The sequence below is a fragment of the Pedobacter polaris genome (assembly GCF_005116505.1).
Classification (GTDB): domain Bacteria; phylum Bacteroidota; class Bacteroidia; order Sphingobacteriales; family Sphingobacteriaceae; genus Pedobacter; species Pedobacter polaris.
In genome coordinates this window covers 1-24,594 of the sequence record NZ_SWBR01000005.1, presented here as the reverse complement: position 1 = coordinate 24,594, position 24,594 = coordinate 1, and the positions used below count along the sequence as shown (strand labels likewise).

Annotated in this window: 22 protein-coding genes and 1 riboswitch; of the genes, 8 read left to right on the top strand and 14 right to left on the bottom strand. The window is 36.1% G+C overall.

Annotated features, from left to right (window positions below):
- The first annotated feature begins 5 nt into the window (after positions 1-5).
- Entirely contained in the window at positions 6-749 is a 744-nt protein-coding gene (locus tag FA048_RS16750) for a LytR/AlgR family response regulator transcription factor (RefSeq protein ID WP_136843278.1), read from the top strand.
- An 85-nt stretch (positions 750-834) separates the two neighbouring features.
- Here the strand turns inward: FA048_RS16750 and FA048_RS16745 are convergent, their stop codons facing one another.
- On the bottom strand, positions 835-1,485 hold the full coding sequence (locus tag FA048_RS16745) for a GDSL-type esterase/lipase family protein (protein WP_136843276.1): 651 nt from the start codon (positions 1,483-1,485) through the stop codon (positions 835-837).
- A 283-nt stretch (positions 1,486-1,768) separates the two neighbouring features.
- The gene (locus tag FA048_RS16740) at positions 1,769-5,104 is read right to left on the bottom strand and encodes a caspase family protein (RefSeq protein ID WP_136843274.1); all 3,336 of its coding nucleotides are present in this window, start codon (positions 5,102-5,104) and stop codon (positions 1,769-1,771) included.
- A gap of 251 nt (positions 5,105-5,355) precedes the next feature.
- Between FA048_RS16740 and FA048_RS16735 the strand changes: the two genes are divergently transcribed.
- The 4 genes from FA048_RS16735 (at position 5,356) to FA048_RS16720 (ending at position 10,348) form a co-directional block, all read left to right on the top strand.
- Positions 5,356-6,369, top strand: a complete 1,014-nt coding sequence (locus FA048_RS16735) for a LacI family DNA-binding transcriptional regulator (protein WP_136843272.1) — start codon at positions 5,356-5,358, stop codon at positions 6,367-6,369.
- A 95-nt stretch (positions 6,370-6,464) separates the two neighbouring features.
- Positions 6,465-7,949 (top strand): xylulokinase, encoded by a 1,485-nt coding sequence (locus FA048_RS16730; RefSeq protein WP_136843271.1) that lies wholly within the window; start codon positions 6,465-6,467, stop codon positions 7,947-7,949.
- A gap of 70 nt (positions 7,950-8,019) precedes the next feature.
- Positions 8,020-9,351, top strand: coding sequence for a xylose isomerase (xylA, locus tag FA048_RS16725; protein ID WP_136843269.1), 1,332 nt, complete (start codon positions 8,020-8,022; stop codon positions 9,349-9,351).
- A gap of 259 nt (positions 9,352-9,610) precedes the next feature.
- A complete protein-coding gene (locus tag FA048_RS16720; RefSeq protein ID WP_136843267.1) occupies positions 9,611-10,348 on the top strand; it encodes a hypothetical protein in 738 nt (245 codons plus the stop codon).
- 15 nt (positions 10,349-10,363) lie between these two features.
- On the opposite strand, the gene FA048_RS16715 is transcribed toward FA048_RS16720, so the two are convergent.
- The 12 genes from FA048_RS16715 to FA048_RS16660 form a co-directional block, all read right to left on the bottom strand.
- On the bottom strand, positions 10,364-10,930 hold the full coding sequence (locus FA048_RS16715; RefSeq protein WP_136843265.1) for a DUF4256 domain-containing protein: 567 nt from the start codon (positions 10,928-10,930) through the stop codon (positions 10,364-10,366).
- A 73-nt stretch (positions 10,931-11,003) separates the two neighbouring features.
- Positions 11,004-11,582: a YdeI/OmpD-associated family protein gene (locus FA048_RS16710; protein WP_136843263.1), complete on the bottom strand. Its 579-nt coding sequence runs from the start codon at positions 11,580-11,582 to the stop codon at positions 11,004-11,006.
- Positions 11,583-11,591: 9 nt separating this feature from the next.
- Positions 11,592-11,999: a DoxX family protein gene (locus FA048_RS16705; protein WP_136843962.1), complete on the bottom strand. Its 408-nt coding sequence runs from the start codon at positions 11,997-11,999 to the stop codon at positions 11,592-11,594.
- Positions 11,999-12,472: an SRPBCC family protein gene (locus FA048_RS16700; protein ID WP_136843261.1), complete on the bottom strand. Its 474-nt coding sequence runs from the start codon at positions 12,470-12,472 to the stop codon at positions 11,999-12,001. Before FA048_RS16700 ends, FA048_RS16705 begins: the two co-directional genes overlap by 1 nt.
- A 5-nt stretch (positions 12,473-12,477) precedes the next feature.
- Complete coding sequence (locus tag FA048_RS16695) at positions 12,478-12,801, bottom strand: ArsR/SmtB family transcription factor (RefSeq protein WP_136843259.1); 324 nt, start codon at positions 12,799-12,801, stop codon at positions 12,478-12,480.
- Between the two features lie 179 nt (positions 12,802-12,980).
- The gene (locus FA048_RS16690; RefSeq protein WP_136843257.1) at positions 12,981-13,865 is read right to left on the bottom strand and encodes a hypothetical protein; all 885 of its coding nucleotides are present in this window, start codon (positions 13,863-13,865) and stop codon (positions 12,981-12,983) included.
- Positions 13,866-13,925: 60 nt separating this feature from the next.
- The gene (locus FA048_RS16685; RefSeq protein WP_136843255.1) at positions 13,926-15,254 is read right to left on the bottom strand and encodes an RICIN domain-containing protein; all 1,329 of its coding nucleotides are present in this window, start codon (positions 15,252-15,254) and stop codon (positions 13,926-13,928) included.
- A gap of 208 nt (positions 15,255-15,462) precedes the next feature.
- Positions 15,463-16,341 (bottom strand): AraC family transcriptional regulator, encoded by an 879-nt coding sequence (locus tag FA048_RS16680; protein WP_136843253.1) that lies wholly within the window; start codon positions 16,339-16,341, stop codon positions 15,463-15,465.
- 484 nt (positions 16,342-16,825) lie between these two features.
- Positions 16,826-17,929: a DUF5074 domain-containing protein gene (locus FA048_RS16675; RefSeq protein ID WP_136843251.1), complete on the bottom strand. Its 1,104-nt coding sequence runs from the start codon at positions 17,927-17,929 to the stop codon at positions 16,826-16,828.
- Positions 17,930-17,950: 21 nt separating this feature from the next.
- Complete coding sequence (locus FA048_RS16670; protein ID WP_136843249.1) at positions 17,951-18,889, bottom strand: PKD domain-containing protein; 939 nt, start codon at positions 18,887-18,889, stop codon at positions 17,951-17,953.
- A gap of 10 nt (positions 18,890-18,899) precedes the next feature.
- A complete protein-coding gene (locus tag FA048_RS16665; RefSeq protein WP_136843247.1) occupies positions 18,900-20,024 on the bottom strand; it encodes a YncE family protein in 1,125 nt (374 codons plus the stop codon).
- Positions 20,021-22,063: a TonB-dependent receptor plug domain-containing protein gene (locus FA048_RS16660; protein WP_136843245.1), complete on the bottom strand. Its 2,043-nt coding sequence runs from the start codon at positions 22,061-22,063 to the stop codon at positions 20,021-20,023. Before FA048_RS16660 ends, FA048_RS16665 begins: the two co-directional genes overlap by 4 nt.
- 94 nt (positions 22,064-22,157) lie before the next feature.
- Positions 22,158-22,348, bottom strand: a riboswitch (cobalamin riboswitch).
- A gap of 257 nt (positions 22,349-22,605) precedes the next feature.
- On the opposite strand from FA048_RS16660, the gene FA048_RS16655 reads away from it, so the two are divergent.
- The 3 genes from FA048_RS16655 to FA048_RS16645 all read left to right on the top strand — a co-directional run.
- A complete protein-coding gene (locus FA048_RS16655; RefSeq protein ID WP_205943518.1) occupies positions 22,606-23,193 on the top strand; it encodes a DUF4402 domain-containing protein in 588 nt (195 codons plus the stop codon).
- A gap of 123 nt (positions 23,194-23,316) precedes the next feature.
- On the top strand, positions 23,317-24,150 hold the full coding sequence (locus tag FA048_RS16650) for a fimbrial biogenesis chaperone (protein ID WP_136843244.1): 834 nt from the start codon (positions 23,317-23,319) through the stop codon (positions 24,148-24,150).
- Between the two features lie 46 nt (positions 24,151-24,196).
- The coding region (locus FA048_RS16645) for a hypothetical protein (RefSeq protein ID WP_205943517.1) at positions 24,197-24,594 on the top strand (398 nt) is incomplete at its 3' end.

Here is a 24,594-nt window from a genome sequence, read left to right as displayed (position 1 = left end):
TCACCATGTGGAAAACCGTAATTATTGATGATGAACTATTAGCTCGCCAACGCATTAAACGTTTGTTAATGCAATACGACGAAATTGAAATTATAGCAGAAGCAGAAAATGGAGATGAGGGATTAAAGATAATTGAAACGTTAAAACCTGATTTAATCTTTTTGGATATTGAAATGCCAGTATTAAATGGTTTTGAAATGTTAGCGAAACTGAAACATCAACCTAAAGTTGTTTTTACCACAGCTTACGATCAATATGCCATTAAAGCCTTTGAGGAGGGCTCTATCGATTATCTTTTGAAACCCATTGAAATAGAAAGATTAGAGAAGACCATCAAGAAATTAAAACAAACTAACCTAGTTTCGGCTCAAGTTCCAATTGAAGAATTGCTCCGACAAATTCAAGGTAAAAAGTCTATTAAAACCTTAACTGTTAAACTTGGAGACAAGATTTTATTAATAAAATTAGATGATATCGTTCATATTCAAGCAGAAGATAAATATGTATTTCTTCACACTGTGGATGACAAAAAGCACCTGACTGACTTTACTTTATCTACATTGGAAGAGAAATTACCTGAAGAGTTTTTAAGAATTCACCGTAGCGAAATCATCAATACTGAATACATCAAAGAAATTAGAAAAGGCTTTAACGGGGCACTCATTTTTGTACTCAACAACCAAACAGAAACTAGAGTAACTTCTAGTCGTTCAAATAGCGAAGCATTAAGATTGAGGTTTGATATATGAGAAATTTGTCATTCAGAGCGAAGCGTAGAATCTATTTAAAGGATTCTAGCGATAGATTCCTCGAAACTCGGAATGACAAATCTTACTACTTCAAATAAGGCTCCATTATTTTCTGCCAAATGGCATAACCTTTGGCATTCATGTGCAAATTATCTGATAGAAAAATATCCTTCATAATCGTACCATCTGCATTAAACATGGCATCATAAGTATTAATAAATTCTGTACGTTTCATTACTTTAATCATTTCAGCAATCTTTTGATTTGCTTCAATCATTTGTGGTCTATATTTTTCTCTCGATGGACTTGGTTTGATAGAAATATAAGCAATAGGCACTTTAGGATATTCTACCCTAATCAAATCAAACAATTTTTTCACTCTACTTACAACAATTTCTGCAGTTGCATTTCCCATGAAATCATTTTCACCACAATAGATTACTATTTGTTTAGGTTGGTAAGGATAAACAATATCACCAATATAATTGATTACGTTAGGAAGAGATGAGCCTCCGAAACCCCGGTTAATAATTACATGTTTCGGGAAATAAGTTTGTACATCTTTCCAATTTGTAAAAGTTGAGCTGCCAATAAACAATACTGCATTCTTCGGCGGAAATTTAATACTGTCTTGCTTTTTAAAATTTTGAATGTCATTATAAAAAGCATCTTTTTGTTGTGCCTTTGCAGCTGCAAAAACGAAAAGAAATAGGGCAATTAGTTTTAAGGTCTTCATTAGTCTAAAATTACTTAATAGTTTTTAAATTATATGTTCTTATTGTAATTTGTTAGACTAAAGTCAAACCCTATAAAACGAAGATAAAGAGGGTTTATCGAAATGTTCTTAACGCAAAGTCAAAGCTTACATAGAAATTTAAAATAGAAACTAATTTAATTTTTCGCTGTTGCAACCCCTACTTTGACGTTGGTTTAAACACCTGGGATCAATAGAAATTCGCTATAATTTTTAGTGGTTTGTTATTAATGGGCATTTTTTTACAATAGACTAGAATGAAATTCTACCACACAGCCCAATCAATAACTGTATTTTCTGAGCGGGAAGTTGGTTGTTGCAGACCGGCTGTTAATTCTACTACCCTATCATTAACCCTATCTTTCAATTTCTTTATACCCACAGTTTTAGTTTCTTTCATGTATTCTAAAATACTATAAGTAAAAACTCCATTCTTAAGACTGTTCTTCTCCAAAGCATATTGCATTCCTCCTGCAGCAGAAATAATTGTAGCCCCTGTTCCCTTTCCAATGTTTGCAAAAAGATCTTGCATTAGTTCAAAGCTATTTTTCATGCCAAGTTTGCTATTCTTACTTAGGTTTTTAACCACTACGCCCTTCCCTGTTGCGTCGGCTTTTGTTCCTTCGGCACTTGCCTCTATGCCTATTGTAGCCAACACAGTTTCTTTTTTATTCATCTTTTGTAGCTCCTCCTTATCAACTTCTCCGCTATGACAAGCATCAATTAACATCAATTTTTGTCTAGCTGGAATGTTGTCGACCAAATCCTCAAATGAATCATAGGCCATTCCATTTTTTTCTGGCTTATTGAAATCAATGTCATAGGTAGAGAGAAAATAATCATAGCTAGCACTTAATAAACCATGACCAGAATAGGCAATAATCACCTTGTCATCAACTTCACTTTTTTTCAACTTTGTTTTTAAAGCTAAAATATTCTCTATAGTTACTTTATCATCAAAAAGTGTATCAATTTCAATGTTTTCTAAATATTTTTCTTTTAGTTTAATAGCCAAGTCTCTAATGTCTTTTACACTCCACTGCAAATTATGTCCGGCTTGGGCGAAATTGTTAATACCAACACCTAAGAAATACATTTTACCATTGGGTTTATCCGTTGGATTATAATTAACCATTAGTGGTAGGCGATAGCTTTCAATTCCGTTTGTGTTAATTACAGAAGTTTCAATCTTATTGTCGCCAGCAGCAAGTATTACCGTAATAGTTGTATCGACAGATTTTCGCCTTGCAGTTCTTAAATTAACACCTTTTAAACCGTAAATCGGGACTTCATTTATCCAAACATTAAATCTATCTAAATTTACATTTTTGTCATTGCCCCTTATTTTTAAAAGCAATTTATTTTCCCTTCGCTCAAAACTTATTTCCTCTCGGTTTATAAAATCAGCTTCTGGCACACTATAATTACTAGTAAATAAAGTAGTATCGATTCCAAGCTTTTTGATGCGTTTTTCATAAGCCTTTTTATAAGAATTAATTAATGCAGTATCGGGTGAGCCCAATGACTGTAATACCTTATCAGGACGATTGAATCGATAATCGAATTGTTTAAAAGAATATGTATTAAAACCTTCTACATAGTGAATTCCGGCAGCATTAGAAGAAGGTACCATATAATAATTATCAGCTGTAAAAAGAGCTATCCCCGCTTTATTATCTCCATATAACTTTGTAGCACTAATAATTGATTTATTTAACTTAAAATCGTTAACACTCATTATTTTATCATTTGCATAAGCAATCAACCACCTACCGTTTGGATGAAAAGCCAATCCATTGATGGCAGAACTGTGTTGGTTTTTAGAAAAAATGATACTATTGTCAGTCAAACTTCTTACCTCTATTAACCCACTTACATAGCCTAATACATAGATATTTTCTTTTGGGTGGCAAATTATTTCGCAAACACTGCTTGATTCTATTTTTAATCTGGTTTTAGATGTCTTTGTTGCAAAATCAAATTCTCGTATTTCATTTACAAAAGATTGAGTGACGTCAACGTTTTTTTCAAATTTTAAATACCCATACAAAAGGCTCTTGTTATCTGGTGTAAATGCAAAATCACTAAATCCATATCCATCTAATTCATCAGCACCTAAAATCCACTTGTTTGCTTTAATGTCATAAACTCCTATTTGCTTAATGCCACTTACGGTTAGCAAATCACTATTGGGAGAAAATTTAGCGTCAAAATACCTGATCTCATTTATAGGATTGTTGATGGCTTTAATGGTTGTATAATTCGATCCGCTAGCTAAGTAAAGCTTGTTGGTTAACGAATGAGAAAAAGCAATCGTTTTAAAATCAGGAGAAATGGTGGCATTTTCAATTTTCATTTCCTCCTTATTAATTTGATTAACAACTTGCTCGGTGTAAACATTTCTAATTTGGAGATCGGTGTTGATGTAACCGTTTTTATCAAAGCACAGTGCCAAAGAATCACTTATCCATTCTTTAATTTCGAACTTTTTTTCTATCTGATTTCCTATTTGCAAGTTTAATAGTCTGGAATAGCCATTTGCAGTAGAAATAACATCTCCCTTAGGCACAATTCTTAGTCCTTCCAACCCAATTACAGCAGCGTTTTGTATTAACAATTTGTTCCCAGTAATGGGCTGAATAATATCTACAGCATTACTTAAAACAGCTAATTGAGTTGCATCTGCATTGATTGCTATAATTGGCTCATAAATATCACGGCTTTTATTTATCCAAGCTTTTTGTGTTAAATCGTAAACTATTTTATCATTACTTAAAGGAACTATTAATCGTTTACCGTCATTACTTAAAATTAATCTACTATTAGATTGCAATCTGCTTTTACCTATCGGATTTATGCTATTTACGACTGTTAACTCATGGTTAAATTCTGTTATACTCCCATTCCTTCCTAATGCAAAAAAAGTATTTCCTCCTTCAACTATCGAATTAAATTCCTCTGCAAATGCAGTTGAGCTTTTAATAACCTTACCATCATTGGTAATAATTTCTAATCTATTACTTCCATCAGTCGTGTAACCAATTAGTAATTCATTCTCCTGACTGGTAAATGAAATTTTAGTGCTATAGGCTTGAGCTTTAAAAGCCCCATTTTTATTTTTTTTAATGGGATCTACCAAAAAAACTTCATTAAAAGCTTTTAGAGCTAATTTGCTCCCGTTTTTATTCCTAACTAATAAATCAAGACTTTTCCAATAAACAGATTCTCCAAACTTTGAATAATAGGCTAAAGTATCAGTCAATTTCCCATTTCGAGTATTATAAAACCTTAATGAAGCATCTTTGCCTGTTGCGTAATTTAATACTGCAATCTCCTCTCCATTTTTGGTTAAAACGGCTCCTGTAATTTTGTTAGGTGTTAATATTTTCCGCAGCTGTAGGTTAGTCTGGGTGTTCCATAAAATGATTTCATTCTTGCTTGTAGTTAACAAAAGGTGTTTCTCATTCCATACATCATAAAATTCAATTTTATCTGAATGAGCAGATTGAACTACTGGAACAATATTGCTTTTTGGAGCTTGCGCTAAAGAATTAAATGCAAAGCCAACCCATAAGAAAGATAGAAGTAAATACCTAGCCATAAACTAAGGTATAGTTTTTTAGTACGATAAAACATACCTAAAAGTTGGTATTTATGCTAGTAAAAATATACAATAAAACAGCTGAAAATTATTAAAGCTCTACCATATATTGGTCTGGCTAAGTATATTTTCTTAAAAAACTGCAATCGATTGCATATTTTTAACATATATTAAATCGATGAGGTTCATAAAATCCAAGTTTTTTTATTTGTTTCTTTAAAAAATTCACAGATTTTGGCTTACTTTAAAAATTGAAAAAGAAAACCACCATATACGACATTGCCAAGGAACTTAACATTACAGTTTCTACGGTTTCTAGGGCTCTAAGTGGTTTTTCTGCAATAAGCGATACCACTAGAGAAGCCGTAATAGCTACAGCTAAAAAACTTAATTATAGCCCAAATAGACTTGCTTCTGCATTAAAGTCTGGTAAAACCTATATCATAGGTGTAATTGTGCCAAGCGTACAAGCGCATTTTTTTGCTTCAATTATACATAGTATAGAAGAGGGCTTAAAAGATAGTGGCTATAGAGTGATTTTATACCAATCAAATGAATCTGTAGAGAATGAAATTAATGGCGTTAAAACATTACTAGAGGCACAAGTTGATGGCATTATGGCCTCCATGTCTTTAGAAACTGAAGATGTTTCTCATTTTGCAGAAATTGTTAAACAAAATAAGCCATTGATACTGTTTGACCGTGTTCATAACGATTTGAAAGTACCAACAGTGACATTGGATGATTTTAGAGCTGGTTATTTAGCAACACAACATCTCATTGATCAAGGATATAAAAATATAGCCTTTGTAACTACAATTCATCAAATAAAAATATTTAATGATAGATTAAAAGGTTATAAATCGGCATTAGAAACAAACAATCTGCCTATTTTAAAAGAGCATATAATTTTCGGGGGTCTATCAATAAAAGATGGAAGATTTGGTGCTAGCAAGTTAATGCGCCTTGAAAATAAACCTGATGCAATTATAGCAGGAGATGATTTTACAGCATTAGGAGTAATTAAAAAATTGAAAGAAATTAATGAGACTCCACCTCAAATAGGTGTTATTGGATTTGCTAATGAAGCATTCTCCCCTTACATTACACCTAGCCTTTCTACCATAGATCAACATCCTAACCAAATGGGTAGTGAATGTGCAAAAATGTTTCTAAAAATGATTCAGCTTAAAAACCCCTATCAAGATGTTAACCATGTTATTTTAGATCCCCTATTAGTAGAAAGACAATCTACCATTAACTAAAAATCTCACCTTTTATGATAAAAAATTCTCCTTTTTAAAATTAACATATATCTTTATGCAACCGTTTGCATAAAACGTAAACAAAATTTAATCAAATGTATTTATTAGGTATTGACATAGGCACATCGTCTATTAAAGTTGCAGTTGTTGATGTAAGCACTCAAAAGAGTGTGGCTACTGCACAATACCCCGAAGAGGAAACGGCAATTAAATCTACACAACCAGGCTGGGCAGAACAAAGCCCAATGGATTGGTGGCATAATGTGCAGCAAGCTATTTTAAAGGTTAATGCTTCAAACTTATTTAATCCAAAGGACATCAAAGCTATCGGCATTGCCTACCAAATGCATGGCTTGGTTACTGTAGATAAAGACCAAGAAGTTTTAAGAGATAGTATTATATGGTGCGATAGTCGTGCGGTAGAGCTGGGCGAAAAAGCATTTGACACTATAGGCCACGAAAGATCGCTGCAAAGCCTTTTAAACTCTCCAGGAAATTTCACCGCCTCTAAATTAGCATGGGTAAAAAATAACGAACCAGAGATTTATAGTAAAATAGATAAAATAATGCTGCCTGGTGATTTTATTGCCATGAAGCTAACTGGAGAAATCACCACTAGCACCTCTGCCCTATCTGAAGGTGTATTTTGGGACTTCAAAAAAGATGAAATCTCTGCAGACGTAATGGAACATTATGGCCTAGATTATAACTTAATTCCATCAATAAAACCTTTATTTTCCGAACATGGACACTTAAAAGACGGTATTGCAAAACTATTAGGATTAACAGTTGGCATTCCTGTTTCTTATAAAGCTGGCGACCAGCCCAATAACGCATTGTCTTTAAATGTATTAAAACCGGGTGAAGTAGCTGCAACCGCAGGAACTTCTGGTGTAATTTATGGTGTGAGCGATGAATTAACTTACGATCAACAATCTAGAGTAAACACTTTTGCACACGTTACCTATTCTCCTGAAAAGAAACATACAGGTGTGCTACTTTGCATTAATGGCACAGGTAGTATGTATCGATGGGCTAAACACAATTTCGCTCCATACTTATCTTATCCAGAGCTAAATCATATTGCCGCACAAGCTCCAATTGGCAGTAAAGGACTAAAAATTTTACCTTTTGGCAATGGTGCAGAGCGGATGTTGAACAACAAATATACTGGAGCTCAACTTTTAGGCATCGATTTAAATACGCACAATCAATCTGATATTTTTAGAGCTGTACAAGAAAGCATCGTATTCGCTTTTAGATATGGATTAGATATTATGCGAGAAAACGGAATGCAACCAAAAGTAATTAGGGCAGGAAAAGCAAACTTATTTTTAAGTGATGTATTTGCCCAAACGTTTGTAGATGTAACCGGTGTACCTGTAGAGCTATATGAAAATGATGGTAGTGTTGGCGCTGCTTTAGGCGCTGGAATTGGCGCTGGGATCTTTAAAAGTCCAGAAGAAGCATTTTCTCAACATCAATTATTAAAATATTTAGAACCAAAAAATACAACAGCATACGAACCAATTTATCAGGATTGGAAAAAGATATTAGAGCAAGAATTAATTAGTCCATAGTTGATAGTTAATGGTTTAAGTGGCCAGGCCATTGACTATTGACCATTATCCAAAAATTAACAAATAAAAGATGACAAAAGTAGTAACAGGAGCAAAGGAATTTTTTAAAGGCATAGCGCAAGTAAAATTTGAAGGTTTGCAAAGCGATAATCCACTAGCGTTTAGATGGTATGATGCAAACAAAATAGTTGCAGGAAAAACCATGAATGAGCACTTTAAATTTGCCTGTTCTTATTGGCATTCTTTTAATGGCAATGGCGCTGATCCTTTTGGTGGAGCAACGCATATCTTCCCATGGGATGAAAAGAAAGATGCGATAGAACGTGCAAAAGATAAAATGGATGCAGCTTTTGAATTCATTACTAAAATGCAATTGCCTTATTATTGTTTCCACGATGTGGACGTTGTGGATTATACTGATGATGTTGTAGATAACGAACGTAGATTACAGGCATTAGTTGAATATGCTAAGCAAAAACAGGCAGATAGTGGAGTAAAATTACTTTGGGGAACAGCCAATTTATTTAGCCATAGTAGATACATGAATGGCGCATCTACTAATCCAGATTTTCATGTTTTGGCTCATGGTGCTGCTCAAGTTAAAGCTGCTTTAGACGCAACAATCGCCCTTGGTGGTGAAAATTATGTGTTTTGGGGAGGTAGAGAAGGTTACATGAGTCTACTTAACACAAATATGAAACGTGAGCAAGAGCACTTGGCTAAATTCTTACACGCGTCTAAAGATTACGCCCGTAAACAAGGTTTTAAAGGAACTTTCTTTATCGAGCCTAAACCTTGTGAACCTTCTAAGCATCAGTATGATTATGATGCTGCAACGGTAAAGAGCTTCTTGCAGCAATATGGTTTATTAGAAGATTTTAAATTAAACCTAGAGGTTAACCATGCAACACTAGCTGGCCATACTTTTCAGCATGAATTACAGGTTGCAGTTGATAATGGTTTATTAGGTTCTATTGATGCCAATCGTGGTGATTACCAAAATGGATGGGATACCGATCAATTCCCAAATGACATCAATGAGTTAACTGAAGCCATGTTAATTATTTTGGAAGGAGGCGGTTTACAGGGTGGTGGTGTTAATTTTGATGCTAAAATCCGTCGTAATTCTACCGACCAGAAGGATTTATTCTACGCTCATGTTGGTGGTATGGATTTATTTGCCCGTGCTTTAGTTACAGCTGATGCAGTTTTACAAAAATCAGACTACAAAAAAGTAAGAGCAGATCGTTATGCGTCTTTTGATAGTGGTAAAGGTGCAGAATTTGAACAAGGCAAATTAACCCTCGAAGATTTAAGGAACTACGCTGCAGAAAATGGCGAACCAGAAACTCGAAGTGGCAAACAGGAATATTTAGAGAATATCATCAATAGGTATATCTAACATTTAGTTAATGTTATTGTGAAATTGACCATCAAGCGCTAGTCAATTTCACAATACATTAATTAACACAAAACCAAATGTGAACAATTTTAGAGTTTAAAGATTACATGGTATTTCTCATATACGTTGTAAGTTGCTGCATGCGGATGAATATGCCAATTTGATTTCTCCATTACTCATGCTATCTGTAACTAACATTTTATATTATATTCAAATTTCATAATCATTACAAGCCTATATTGTAATCAAATAAATAGGTATGAAATCAAAATATTTAGCAATTGCTTTGCTATTGACAATAACAACTCCTTTAGTTGCACAAACTATAAATATCAAGTTTAAAGAGATTCATAATCAGTTCTATGGGAAATGGCCTAAGACCATAACTTTTGTTCAAAAAACAAATATGTATAGGGCTGATAGTTTATTTAAAAGTCAGACTTGGTATGAAGCCAGCATTTTCCCAAATCTTTTCAGAATAGATTTAGGCGATATTAAAGATGGTAATGCCATTATCTACCGAGGAGATTCTACTTATAATTTCAGAAAGTTTCAAAAAATGAAACCTAACGTAGACCCTAATATTTTAGTTTATTTATTGGGTGGTATGTATTTCGAAAGCCTAGAACAGGTAAATAAAAAATTATCAATAGAAGGATTTGATCTGAGCAAGGCTCATAAGAGTAATTGGAAAGGCCGTGGAATTGACATTATTGGCACTACAACCGCAGATACTACGGTTAGTCAATTGTGGTATGATTCAAAAGATCATTACCTGGTAAGGATGATTCAGCAAAAACCCAAGATGCGTTTAGAATGTCAATTTGAAAACCATCAAAAAACTGGAAAAATATGGCATGAAGGCAGTGTTAAGATATTTGTTCAAAACAAACTGGTTCAAACCGAAGAATATTCAGATTTTAAAATTAATGTGGCCTTAAATCCTGATTTCTTTAATCCTGATAAGTTTGGTTCTTGGCATTGGATGAAACAATAAGTTAGCTGTGCAATATTATACCCTTAAACAGCCACGGAACCCCCTAGCAGCATAGTAAGATTCTGCACCATTGTGATATAAAAAAACATGGTTATAGCGGCGGTCACAAAAAAGTGCACCTCCAAGTTTTCTAATGGCAACAGGTGTAATGATCCAGCTTGACGTTTTCATATCGAAATTCCCTAATTGCTGCAATTCTTTATATTGATCTTCTGTTAAAAGCTGAATGCCCATATCAGCTGCCATTTCTATAGCACTATTTTCTGGCTTATGTTCTTTCCTTGCTTCTAGCGCTTCATGATCATAACAGATACTTCTGCGACCTTTAGGACTTTCTGCTGAACAATCATAAAAAATGTATTCGTTTGTCTTTTCATCATAACCAACCACATCTGGTTCACCGCCGGTGCTTTCCATTTCATCTAATGACCAAAGCTTTTCAGCATTAGCTTTAAGCTTTGCCTCTACTTTAGTCCATTCTATACCTTTATGACGGTCGCTATTTTTGTCAAAACGTGTTTTCAAGGTGCCTATTAGTTCTTCACACTGCTCTGGCGATAATTCCTTCTTATTGCTATTCATATTGTTCCTTACTTTTATATTAACCTGCTTAATAATTGCCTACCACACACTATTGGTCTTCTTATCAAATCTACTAATCATTTAAACCTTTTCCATTAAGAATTTGCTGCATACATTTCTCGATCCTTGCCACTCGGGTTTTGGATTGTTTAGGAGCAGAAAAATGGAGTAGATATGCTCTTTGTCGCCCTGGTGTTAATGCTTCAAAAGCAATTTTCAAAGCTGGGATCTGATCTAATTTATGTTGAAATTCTTCAGTAACCGTAAAAGCTGAAGTCTTTTTAAGATCCATTTTCAAACCTGATTTTTCCACTTCAATGGCTTCAAAAATATAGCTTTTCAATAGGGCTTTCATCTCTATTATTTCTTGAACATGAGTAAAGCGGATTTGGCGAGCTGCTTGTACATTTTCAGTTTGTTGAATTAATATGCCATCAGCATTATTTAATAGGGCGCCTTTAAAAAACATGAGCGCACAATATTCTTTAAATACATGAATTAAAACAATGTTGTTTTTTTGAAACATATAACAAGGAACACCCCACTTTAATTCTTCGGTTAAGCCACAATCTAAAACAATCAATCTCAATTGCTCTAGTTCCTCTTGCCATTTTTTTGCCTTGTTAAAATAAAAATCAACCTTAGGATTCATGCTATTCATTTATTGATAACTGAAATCATTTCTATCTGCAGGCCTAAAGTACCATGATACTATGGTCAGAACAAGTAATAAGGTTGGCCCGAAAAGTTCTATAATGCTACTTCCACATGCTAAATGAGAAAAAATTGCGCCAGACATGGCAAAAAAAAAGCCTGCATAAGCCCATTCTTTTACTAACGGAAATTTAGGAATAAGTATAGCTACAACACCCAAAATTTTCCATACGGCCAGTATCGTCAGAAAATAGACAGGATAGCCTACTTGTTTCATCTTAATTACCTCTTCATCCATTTTAATGAGTTGCACTATCCCTGTAGATAACATGCCTAATGAAAGCCAGATCGTAGCAATCCAATAAATAATTTTATTCCATTTCGTTGAACTCTTGGGTTCGATTCTATTTGTCATCATCTATTATTTAATTTACTAACCAAGTCTTGTAATCTATTATGCGCCATATTTATACCTTGAGCAAAGGGTAAGGCTAACATTTGGTCTCTATGGCCCCCTGACCTATATACGATATGCATATTGAGTTTACTGGTATGCTCAGATATTTTTTCGAATTCTAGAAACTCAAGTTGAACAGGGAAGGGTGTGTTTTCCATTTCAAATGTTCTTATGATTTTCTTGTTAGGAACAAATTCATGAATAACCCCATTAGCCTTAAACACAACATTACCCTTGGCATCTGCTGTTTCAAATTCCCAACTGCCATGCTTTTTATTTTCAAGCTTTAACACTTTAGTGCTCATCCATTGCTCAACAATTTCAGGTATGATGTAAGCCTTAAAAAGTAACTCCAATGGCAGATCAAACTCCCTTGTAATTACCAAGTCTTGTTTGCCACCTTCGGCATTGATTTTTGTCTTCTGTTCCATATCTCCTATTTTTTTGATTGATAGTCTTTCATTACGGATTCCAGTTTATTGAATCGATCATCCCATATTTTGCGGAATGGTTCAATAAAGTCTGCGACTTCTTTCATGTTTTTTGCGTTAATGTGATAGTAAATTTCTCTACCATTTTGATTTTGCTGAAGCAATTCGCACTCGGCAAGTATCTGCAAGTGTTTTGAAACTGTTGGTCTTGCAGTATCGAAGTTTGATGCAATTGCACCCGCCGTCATGGACTGGGAAGCAACCAAAAGAAGTATGGCTCTTCTTGTAGGGTCCGCTATTGCCTGAAATACGTCTCGCCTTAAATTCATTATGTAGTTATTTGACTACAAATATATATGTAGCTATTTAACTACGCAAATTTTTATGACTTTTTTTTAAAAAAAGAATCCAATCAAATGGTAATATGTATTGATGTGAGGAATGATGCGAAGGATGCCCTAAAAGATTTAAGATCTTAAGGCTGGATAAAAAGATTTATTTAACCGCTCTAAAAAGTTAGGTTAATCCCTAACTGGGCGTACTTACTTTTCAATTCGCCACCATTAAATTTTGTAGTGGCAGTGCTGTTATCAGTAAAATAAGCATAATCTTTTCCGGACAAAGTAGCTCCGTAAGTAATATTAAAAGTACTGTTAATTTCTAAATGACGATTTACTAAATAAGATAGATGTAAACTGCCACCATATTTATATGCATTACCTTTGTGCTCAAAACTAACAGGTTTATTAAAATTTGGAATTAAATTCCAGTTCGCATTAGCGTAATAGCTGTAATACCCACTTCTTATTTTTGCTGAAACAGAAAATTTTTCAATTAAGTATTTTAAATCAAATCCCATCTGTAAACCATTCCAATAATGTTTGTAATAAGAGTTTAAATTTTCGGTAGTGGGTTGATTAGGGTCTTCTACTAAATAAAGTTTCTGAACTAAATTGTCGTAACCAATTAAAGCATTTAATGTAATTTTCCTACCTAAGTCTTTTTTTACAACTAGGTTTAAATTAAGGTTTTGGAAATAGCCTTTGTTGCTTAAAAAAGATTCATCATAAATAGATTGTGCTCTATTGTCTTCTATATAATCGGAGTCGTTAACTTCTCCACTACTTATTTTACCATAAGTAAAATCGCCATTAATACTTATTCTTGGGGTTAAAAAATAACTTGAACTTATATTATATTGGATGCCCTTTAAATTTCTCCATTTCAACTCAGAGAGGACATTTGGCGCTTTACCTTCCATGTTTCCTGCAATAGACCAATCGAAATCTTCTCTAAATAACCCTGAGTGTAAAGAAATGCTGAAATTCTCTTTTTGAGGAAAGGCAGTAATTGCAATACAAAGTAAAATGGTCGATAAAAATATTTTCTTCAAAATCAGCTATTTGGTTAAAAAATCCCATACAACAATACTAATTGTATGGGATTTATACGGTTATTGCTTAGTTAAGTTAAATCTTTGGGCTTCAACGTTTGTGTCAAATGTACTTACAATAATATTTGTATTATTAACATAACTCCCTCCGGCTACAGCCAACCTTAACCCTGCTGCATGTTTAGGCGCAAAACTAAATCCATCATTGCCTCTATTATCTAGTCTAAACTTTTGATTATTTGCACTTGCATCAGTCCTTAGTTCTACCTGTGTTCCGCTAACTATCGATGCATTACGCACTGTTAAAACTTTTGTAGGATCAAGGTTAGATACGATTTGGTAATACCCGTGATCAGCTTTTCTAAGCGTAAACCTTTGGTTATTTCCTGCATGGGAAGTATAAAGTGTAATATTTGTTCCATCGGCAGTGCTACTTGCAGGTAAATCAAAAGATTTAGTGCTGGCACCAAAAGGACTAATTTTGTAAATCCCATTAAATTCTGTAGGAAAATATAAACTTCTTAGCCCAGCAATGTCACCAGGAGATAAAGCAACTCTTTGTTTTACAAATGTAGTTCCATCTAGCTTTGTCATAGGGGGAAGGTAATTAGGTGCAATGGCAAAATCTGTAGAGGCATAGAGCATAATAGAATTAAAATCAAAATTACCATGACCGGCAAATCCTGGAGTTTTGTTAAAATTAGCTCTAAAGACATCAGCGTCTAATCTGTCTTGAAACACTGTAACATACTGATCTCTGTCTGGTCTACATTGCTCATGATGTACGCCCAATGAGTGTAAGGTTTCATGTGTTGTAATACCAGGACTGTTGTAGTTAAACAAATTAATTGTATTTACCCTGTCTTTTTGCCAACCAAGAGGCGAATTGTTACGATCTAGTGATTTTACAAATGCTAAATATTCGGTTTGAACGGTTCTTTCTATAAACTGAATTCCTGTAGCATTAGTTATGTTTTGGAATGCAGTATTAATGGTGGCAATAAATACCTGAAGTTGAGCTGCGGTCAGACCGCCCTCATTAAGAACAGGATATCTGTAATAAACTGTTGCATTGGGCCAAGTTGTTGCAAAAGATTGTACGATGGTACTTCTTTCCTGTGTTGATAAGTTACCAGCCGTAAGCTTTTTTAGCGTGTTGAATTGTTCTTTGCTAATGGTAAGGTCATCTGCATAATAATAGGTTCCATTAATTTCATTTACGTAGGTAACGTTTCCGTCAATCATTAATTTATGGATAATTGTATCACCTTGTTTATTTGAGGAGATAGCACCATTTTTTTGTGGATCTGTGGTTCCGATGTCTTTCTTACAGGAAAAGCATGTTACAATTAGGAGTAGAGCAACACAGGCTTTGGTTAAAATTTTCATAGGTAGATGTAGTTTAAATGTAATACATGATTAATTTGGTTAGGTTAAATTCATATTAAATCAGTTATTCACAGACATTAATAGAATCATTAATTAAATATATTTTAATTCTGTTTACACACCTTAAGTTGACCACTAATTGTAAACACACGGCTAATTTTTGTATAAAAGCGACTTATATCTGCTTAAAAATCAAAATTTTGCGTACTCATACACTTTCCATTTTCAATTTGTATACCTTGACGTAGTCACTAGGTGAAACCCCCATCATTTTTTTGAAGGCACGGTTAAAGGTGCAGGCATTGTTAAAACCTGTTGAATAGGCAATTGTAGCTATTGAATCCATATGGTCTTTTAAAAGCAATCTACAGGCTTCATTGATTCTGATTTCATTAAGAAAATAGATGTATGTTTTTCTCGTATGCTTTTTGAAATACCTACAGAAGCCATGAGGTGTCATGTGTGCTATGGAAGAGATTTTTAATAGGCTGATCTGTTTAGAGAAATGCTCAGTGGTATACTGTAGAACGAGATTCATTCTTATTCCTTCAGATTCTGTAATAGAATTAAAGGATAATCCAGTCGACAGCGATTTCCAGTTAGATACATTAGTAGCAAAAAACTGAAGCAAATAGGTGAATTTTACCAACCTATCTAAACCACCGAGTTTACTGATAGACAATATATCCTTTGCTACTGTTGCTGAATACTTGGAGGGCAAATGCAAACTACCAAGGTTAGGTTTAAAAAATTTACTGACTTTATTAAATTCTGGAAAACTCAACAAAGGCTTTAGGTAATTCTGATCAAAGAAAATATGTATAGCATGGGCGCCCATTTCCGGTATTTTCTCATTTAAACCACCTTTAAACATATGTGGCTGGTTAGCTCCAATAAAATAGACTTCTCCCTCCTTAAAGGGCTGTGTATAATTACCTACAATGAAGGTTCCCTCTCCTCTAAGAATCAATGTAATCTGTGCTTCCTTATGGCGGTGCAGGTAATTATAAAAATATGGTGACGTCTCATTCTGTATTACAATAGAATCTTCATTTGCCACCGGAACTGTATAATGAATTACCTTCATATGCTTACTTAATTAAATATATCTGGCTGCAAGTAAGTCTTTAGATTAGCAATAATGGTAAATTCACAGCTAATCAAAATTCAAACAACTCGCGCTTCAAATATAGCCTGCGAGGACCTATAGCAAATAAAATTAAACTACTCACTTCTACTGCAAAAAAGCCCCAAACGCCTCATTAGGCTATAAATGCTAAATTTGAAAACGAAAGGTTTTTATAAATTTTAAGGGGTATTAGATGCTGAAAAATTCAATTACAGGCTAATCGAATTTTGTAACATCAAATTCAAGCAGCGCAATAAAGTATAAGCAACTAGTTTGTCAGCAATACCTTCGAGATTGGGGAAGTAATGGAATGCTGTATTTCGGGTGATTATGATTCCCTATTAGAAGTATTTTGCCAAGGCATGACAATATCAATCCTTGATCGCTAATCGCAAAAAACCCCTTTGCTTTTAGGCAAAAGGGATTTCGGTACGTGCAAGTTTTAATGGAAAACCGTAAGGTTTGGAAAGTAGATCTTGCTGAAATCAATAGTAACGCCATCTCCCCCATATTTTACTTTCTTAACCAATGCACCAGTGGATGCATTATAGATCAGCAGGTAGTTCACGGTTGATGCCGCACCATAGCCTTGGATCCCATTAACGACAATGTAATCCTTATTCTTGTCGTAACGGATGGCACCATAAACCATAAATGGAGTTTCACTGATTGTGATAAAAGGTTGGGTTAACGATGCTGTATTTCCATCAACATATTTGTAGATCAAATTACCGCTGTGATAGAAAACTGCATTTTCTTTGCTTGAGGCAGTGATCCTAGTTGGTGCATCAAGACCGAATGAACCTATGGATACCGGAAGCTTTACTCCAACAGTATCAAAATTCGCATCGATGGCAATCAGGCGGCTTCCTGTAGATGCCCAAACTTTTCCATTCGGCGTTTCTGCAAATCCACGAGTAATATTGCTAAAGCTTTTTTCAAGGGAATAATTTCCTGTCGACACTATTTTTGCGCCATTACTTTGCAATAAGTATACATAATTGCCTTTCTTCCACATTTCACCTGTATTGAGGGCACCAACAGTGGTCAATTTACTGCCTATTGAAAGTGTGGTAAGATCAATCGGGTATACTCCATCGTTCGCACTCACCAACCCCCGGTTACCTTCCAGCTGAACAATGCTCCGCCAGTTGCTTGTTTCCTGCATGAACCTGGCCTCTTCCTTTAAAGTCTCCGCATTTACCTTTATGATAGGTCCATTCATCTTGCACATTAGGTAAATGCTGCCGTTGATGACTGAAGCAAATTGTAAGGTACTTGTCTTTGCGGTATTGGAAAGGCTCTTTCCAGGGTTTTCCCTTTCATATACCCGTGGAGAAATCGTGTCGGTTCCATACCTGTAGAAGTTAATTGTGCCAACACTCTGTCCATAAGAACCTTCTCCAATTACGAAAAACCCATTAGCATATTTTTCTACTACCAGTTGGGTCGGTTCTATTTCTGAATTGTTTTTTTTACAAGCTTGCAATGCTGTAGTGAAAATGAATGCAGCGAAAAGAAGTTTTTTGATGTTAAATTGTTTCATAGATATTTATTTGTTTAATTATTATTTCTTTATCAGTTTAAGATCTACCGCCCCAGCGATCTCGGTTGATATTTCGCCGACATAGCGTGACCTTTCATTATTTAGGTCTGGACTGAACAAATTGCCATTGCAGTTTTGCGCAGTATATACCTTTACAAAATCGATGCTGGTCAGACTTACTTTATCACCATTGTCATTTACTGCCCAATCGATATCAAATGTATTGTAGCCTCTACCAAACTGTTCCTGAAAGCTTACATATTCGCTAGATCCATTATCCGAATAGCCGGTTCTAAGAGGTTTATTAGTGATGATATCTCCTAGAGTTAAAGTGTTTCTAACCAGCGTTCCAGTATAGGAAATTTCGGTACCTGAAGCCCAACTTGGGAAATAATCCTGAGCATGGAACATGTTGCGCAAGATCAGTCCCTCTTTGCCCTGGTTATCGATCCAACGGATATCATGAGCCAAACTGGCTGGTTTATAATAAGTAATCTTGTAATTCTTAAGGGTTGTTGATGCGCTGTAATCACTTCCGGCCAGTTCATACCATACATCGTCAGGCGATCCGTTTTTGTTTACATCCTGCATCACACAGACAATGCCCGGTTCTGAAAACTCCATATCCACACCAATTAATGGGTTGCTGTAGATACCAAGGTCTAAACCTGTGGCATTGATAATGGCATGGTCAAAACCAAAAACGATATAGCCGCCATAGCCTCCCAGGGATACCACACCTTTACCTACATCTCCCAAAAGAATATCAGTTTTTGCCAAGTCGCTATCCCCTCCTTCGTTGACAAACTGCCCAGGAGCAGGTTTGAACTCATACACCTTTTTGATATAGGGCGATTGGATTACTGGTTTATCTTCTCCTTTAACAGGTTTCTCCTTTTTACAGGAAGCAGAAAGGAGCGCTAAAACTCCTAATAATGTTGCAAATAATTTTGTATTCATAGTTAAATTTTTAATAAACAAAAGCTAAATGAGCGGGAATATCTCCAGTAGTTACGCTCCATTTTAATTTTCCAAAAGCATCATAGCAATGCAGTTTCCCCGGTGTTACATAATCTTTTGCATCGGTTACATATACATCCTTTGAAAATGGGTTAACTGCGATACCATAGGGCAACTTGATGTTCTTTTCTGTTCCATCAGAGATGAATTTTTGGGTCAGCAGGCTTTCTTTCCCTACGTCTATCATACTGTAATTCAATGTATTAATTCCAGTGACATAACTAAACTGCGAGGAATAGATATAGGCAAGATCGTCATCAATGGCAAGATTGCTCACAGGCACATCGAACACTTTTTTGACCAATTCGGTTTGGGTGTCGATCACAAATAGTTTGGAAGGTATACTGTAATAATCCCCTCTTGAAGTCACATACAGATCTCCATACTTGTCGGCCTTGATGTGATGCAGGTTGATGGCTACATCAATATTCTTGATTACTTTAAAAGTGGGTATATCGATTACCGATACGGTTCGCTCATAATTGGAAGGACTATAGCCGCCTGAATTGGCAACATAGATCTTACGATTTAAGATAGCCATTTCCTCGGGTTGCCTTCCCACCTCAACACTACGGGTAATCTGCAAGGATGCGGTATCGATTTCGGCCACAATTCCATTAGGAGCCTTGGGATCCCCGATTTTACCAAGGTATGCACTAACGTAAGCTCTGCCATTATCGAATTTCACGTAGCGGCAATTGATGATATCGACTTGTCCAATTTTCCTGCCGGTTTTGAAGTTCAACACCTCTACCTTGTTAGAGGCATTTACAATGATAAACGCTTTGCTGCCATAAATACCAATGTCATTTCCTACATCACCCAATCCTTTAATGATCGAAGGGTTTACCTGGCTGTACAAGTTCCGGGTATAAATACCATTCACAATGTCCAGGTAATCAAGAGAAGCCTTATTCATGTTAAAATTTCCTTCATTTACTAGGTAGAAGCCTTTGATTTTTGAACCAGGTTCTGCCTCAATCTTGCTAATCTGGGCAGGAAGTGGTAAAGGTTCTTTGCGGCAGCCAAGCGCAAGGACAGCTACTACCGATAGTATTCCGGTTAACCTTCTCATAGCTTATAATTTAAGGTTAAACGATAATTCCTGCCCGGCATTGGGAAATTTGGAATGACATCGAAATATTGATCAAGGAGATTATTAACTTCAAGGGATAATTGGCAAACATCCTTTTTTGCATTCAAATCATAGCCCAGGGTAACATCATGAGTGTACCAGGGCTCCATATAATTATAAATGATGTTCGATTTTTGGTTGTATCGATAACCCGTGTAAATGAAACTATAGTTCAGTTTCCAGTTTTTATAATCGATCTTCCCTAAAAATGAGCTGCTATGCTTTGGGACATATGGGATCTGGCCGCGATAATTGTCTTCTTCTGAAGAAGTGACATCTATCGCTTGCTGATAGGTATAGTTTAAGCCAATACCCAGTGTTAATTCGTTGGTGAGCGCAAAGCCAGATTTAGCGTTCAGCTCCAGTCCCCTGATTTCTACCCGTCCCAAATTGTACATAGACCAGCGGAATAGGTTAGCCCCCGGCTGAGCAACAATCTTATCCTTTACCGTATTGTAATACGCATCGACCTGTAGGTCTACAAAAGTAATCGCCATATTTTTAAAGGTATTGGCGAAGGTAAGACCAAGGTCATACTGTTTGGCAAACTCTGGTTTGAGTTGTGCATTACCGATAAAAGTATAGTACAGGTCATTAAAAGTAGGCATCCGGAAAATATCCTTATAAAAACCTCTAAGCCTTATCTTGGAAGATTTCATTGGCTGATAGCTGAACATTATGGTCGGACTAAAAATCTGCTTATCACCAGCCGAGCCGAATTGCCTAACCCGATCTATAAGTGTTGTGCTCAAGAGGTTTCCTTGAATCTGAAAACGCTCGATTTGTAACGCCGCGTTGAATACATTCAAAAATGTACTCCGATTAGGGTAGGCAAACCGATAGATATTGGCATCCAAGGTTTGATAGGAGTAGTCTGAGGCTAGGCCGATAGTTAGGTTTTTATGGGCCTGGAATTTTGTGGCAGCCGATAGGAATATCTCTTTCTCGTTGAAATGGTTGTCCAGAAAACCATCGATGGTAACATATTCAGGGTCTAAGTACCGAGTATATTCATAAGAAAGCTTGGCATTGAACATGATTGTGAATTTTGATAGGCGCTGCTCTAATGACCCTTGGGCAAATATGCTCCTGTCCCAAATATGTTGGGTATAATCAAATTTATTGGCGACAATTGCACCTGGTAGGCCCCTATCTGACCAAAAGGAGTAGACTTGAGCATTCCATTTCCCATCATTATGAAGCTTGCCGTGCAACGCTGCCTCTATACGGATACGGTCTACCTCGCCATTGTTGCGTACAGCAATGGTATCATATACACCATTAGTATAGCGGAATTTATATTTCCCGTTGGCCCTGATGTATTCACTGCTAGCCGTTGCGGAAAGTTTTTTGCTTATTTTTTGCTGAATGCTGAAACTTGGATTGACCAGCCCAAAACTGCCCGTTTTTAACGTCGCTGAAATACTCGTCCTTATGTTTTCATCGAAATTAGGTATCTTGGTTTTCAGGAATATGGCACTTGCTGAGGCATAGGCCTTAGCGGGCTGCAAGATCTCACTGTGCTGCCCGCTCACCAATGAAATTTCCTCCAGGCTTTCCAAGGAATATTTGCCTAGGTCGACCTGACCGTTTTGTGCATTTGCCAATTGGATCCCATTGTAGAATACAGCAGTATGGTTACTGCCCATGCTACGCACGTTTATAGTCTTTAATCCACCAATCCCTCCATAATCTTTTAATTGTACACCAGAAAAATAGCGTATTGCATCGGCAACCGAAAGGCTATTGATCCGTTTGAGATCTTCGCCAGAAAGAATTTGAATGGGCGTGGGTGAAAGGTTCTGTCTACTCAGTTGTACCTGGTTGATGATTAACTCTTTTAGCAGATTTGCCTTGATCAAGGTATCTGGAATTTGGGCAAGGGTATGCCCGGGCGATAGATAGATCGCACAACAAATTGAAAAAGTTAGCACATACAACCTAAAGCCCTTGCTTGAGGTTTGTTTCTTTTTTTGCATTCTTTGTTGTGAGCTGTTGTTTAACAGCTACAATTAAGCGTAAAATGATATATTTACTTTTAGTCTCCTCCAAGCTTCAATCCTCGAAAGCTGTGGAATAATAATGCTGAAGGCAGGTCTCCTGACTAACGCCCGATTTTTCCGCCTTCCCATCACACATTGGTGTGATAGTGGCCAGATTGGAAAACCGTTTAGGCGCTTACAGTTGCGGGACAGTTGTGGATTTTCACCACATTCCCTTTTAATCCCAGTTGTTACTTGGGAACCAAAAGCATCGCAAAGATAGAAATTAAACCGAAAAATTTTATATGAAGGTGTGTTTTTGGAAGTTTATGCTGTCTTGCCAGAATTTATCTTGTCCATCACCCCTAGTTTCTCTGCTTTCATAAACGCACGATTGGCTGTGCTACTTATTGCCCCCGTATCACTGAATGCCAATAAAACTACTTCTTGTAATCGAAACAATGACAAAGTTTTCATAGTTGGGTCTATTTCACAGGGATTTTAAACCAGCTTTCTTTGTAATGTCAAATCGATACAACATGAAAACATTAATTACATCAACCGAAAATATAAACTTTAATAAATTCATTAAATTATACCTTAAATCAAATTTTAACATGAAAAATTTATTTACATTTTTAGGCACTGCCTTTTTATCTGTAGCTTTCGCTACTTCTTCTTTCGCACAAGTTTCTGCTACCGCTAATGCATCAGCAACAATTGTTACTCCAATTAGTATTGTAAAAACAGTTGACATGAGTTTTGGTAATATAGCTACCAACGGCGCTGTTGGTACAGTTGTTCTTCCTGCTATAGGCGCTCGTACCTTTACAGGTGGAGTAACCCTACCAGCAACAACTGGAACCGTTTCCGCTGCTTCTTTCACACTTGGTGGAACAGACGATTACACTTTTAGTGTAACACTACCTGCTTCTGTAGTGATTACAAACGGGGCTAACACAATGACGGTAAACAACTTTACAAGCGGTTCTGCTGCAAGTCCAGGTTCATTTGTCAATGGCGCACAAACACTTAAAGTTGGTGCTACCTTAAACTTATCTGCATCACAGGCTGCAGGCGAATATACTTCGGCCAGTCCCTTTACAGTTACTGTAAATTATCAATAAGAAAAGTATTGTTTTAAGGTAGGTGTCTGGAGAGGTAGTACCTCTTCAGGCATCTTTTTAATATGTAATTACTAGTTTCCTAACAATCAAAACATTATATTGTAAGCAACCAAATATAATACCATGAAAAATACTGTACTTTTTATTTTAATGTTATCAGGGTTTTTATTACCAACCCCAAAAGCCACGGCACAGGGAAACCTGATCATTATACCACGAAGGGTAGTTTTTGAAGGTAACAAAAGAACACAAGAGCTTAATTTAGCAAATACTGGTACAGATAGTGCCAAATACCTGATCTCTGTGGTGCAATACAGGATGAAGGACAATGGCACCTTTGAAAGTATTACACAACCTGATTCAGGTCAATATTTTGCCGATAAAAATTTTCGCTTTTTCCCTAGAAGTGTAGTACTTGCCCCTAATGAAGCACAGACTGTAAAAATACAACTCTCAAATACTAGTGAATTAGAAGCTGGCGAATACAGGTCGCATTTATATTTTAGAGCGGTACCAAAAGAAGTGCCATTAACCGAAAAGGTGGTCGAAAAAGATTCAAAGGATATATCGATACGCCTGGTTCCAGTATTTGGCATTGCCCTTCCAGTTATTATACGGAAAGGAGTTTCAACCACCAATGTAACCATTCAAAATCCCTCCTTAATAATCAACCCTTCAGAAGTACCCCAATTGAAGTTGTTTTTTAGTCGCTCGGGCAATATGTCTGTTTATGGAGATATTACAGTAGACCATGTTTCTCCCCAAGGCAAAAAAACGAGAGTGGGCATAGCAAAAGGGTTTGCAATTTATACGCCCAATAAATCCCTTACTTTCAACGTAAAACTCAATAAGAATTTAAATGTAGATTATCACAAAGGCAAGCTGCATATTGTATATGCTACCCCTCCAGATGCGAAATTTGTAAAAATAGCAGAAACTGAGCTAGTCTTAAATTGATACCCATTTGTTTATGCAGTGATATTGTAAGTTAAACCCTAAAAACATGAAGAAAAATTACCTATCGGCCATATACCTTAGGAGTATTGTGATCGGGTTTTTGCTCGTTTTTGGAGGCTTGCAAGTAACCGCTCAAACGATAACCAATTATACTTTTGCCGGCTCAACCGGTACATTTACAGCTTTAACTACCCCCACTAATCCAGCCCTTTCAGCCGGTGATGTAGATGACGGATACTTCAATAACATACCAATCGGATTTGATTTCTGGTATATGGGCACCAGATACACAACCATATCTGCAAGTACGAATGGCTGGCTTACACTTGGCGCAAATATTACGGATGCGAGCTATACCCGGGATATTGTCAGCGGGGGGGCACCCAGGCCTGTATTAGCCCCCTTATGGGATGACCTGCATTTACAGGTCGCCACCAATGTATC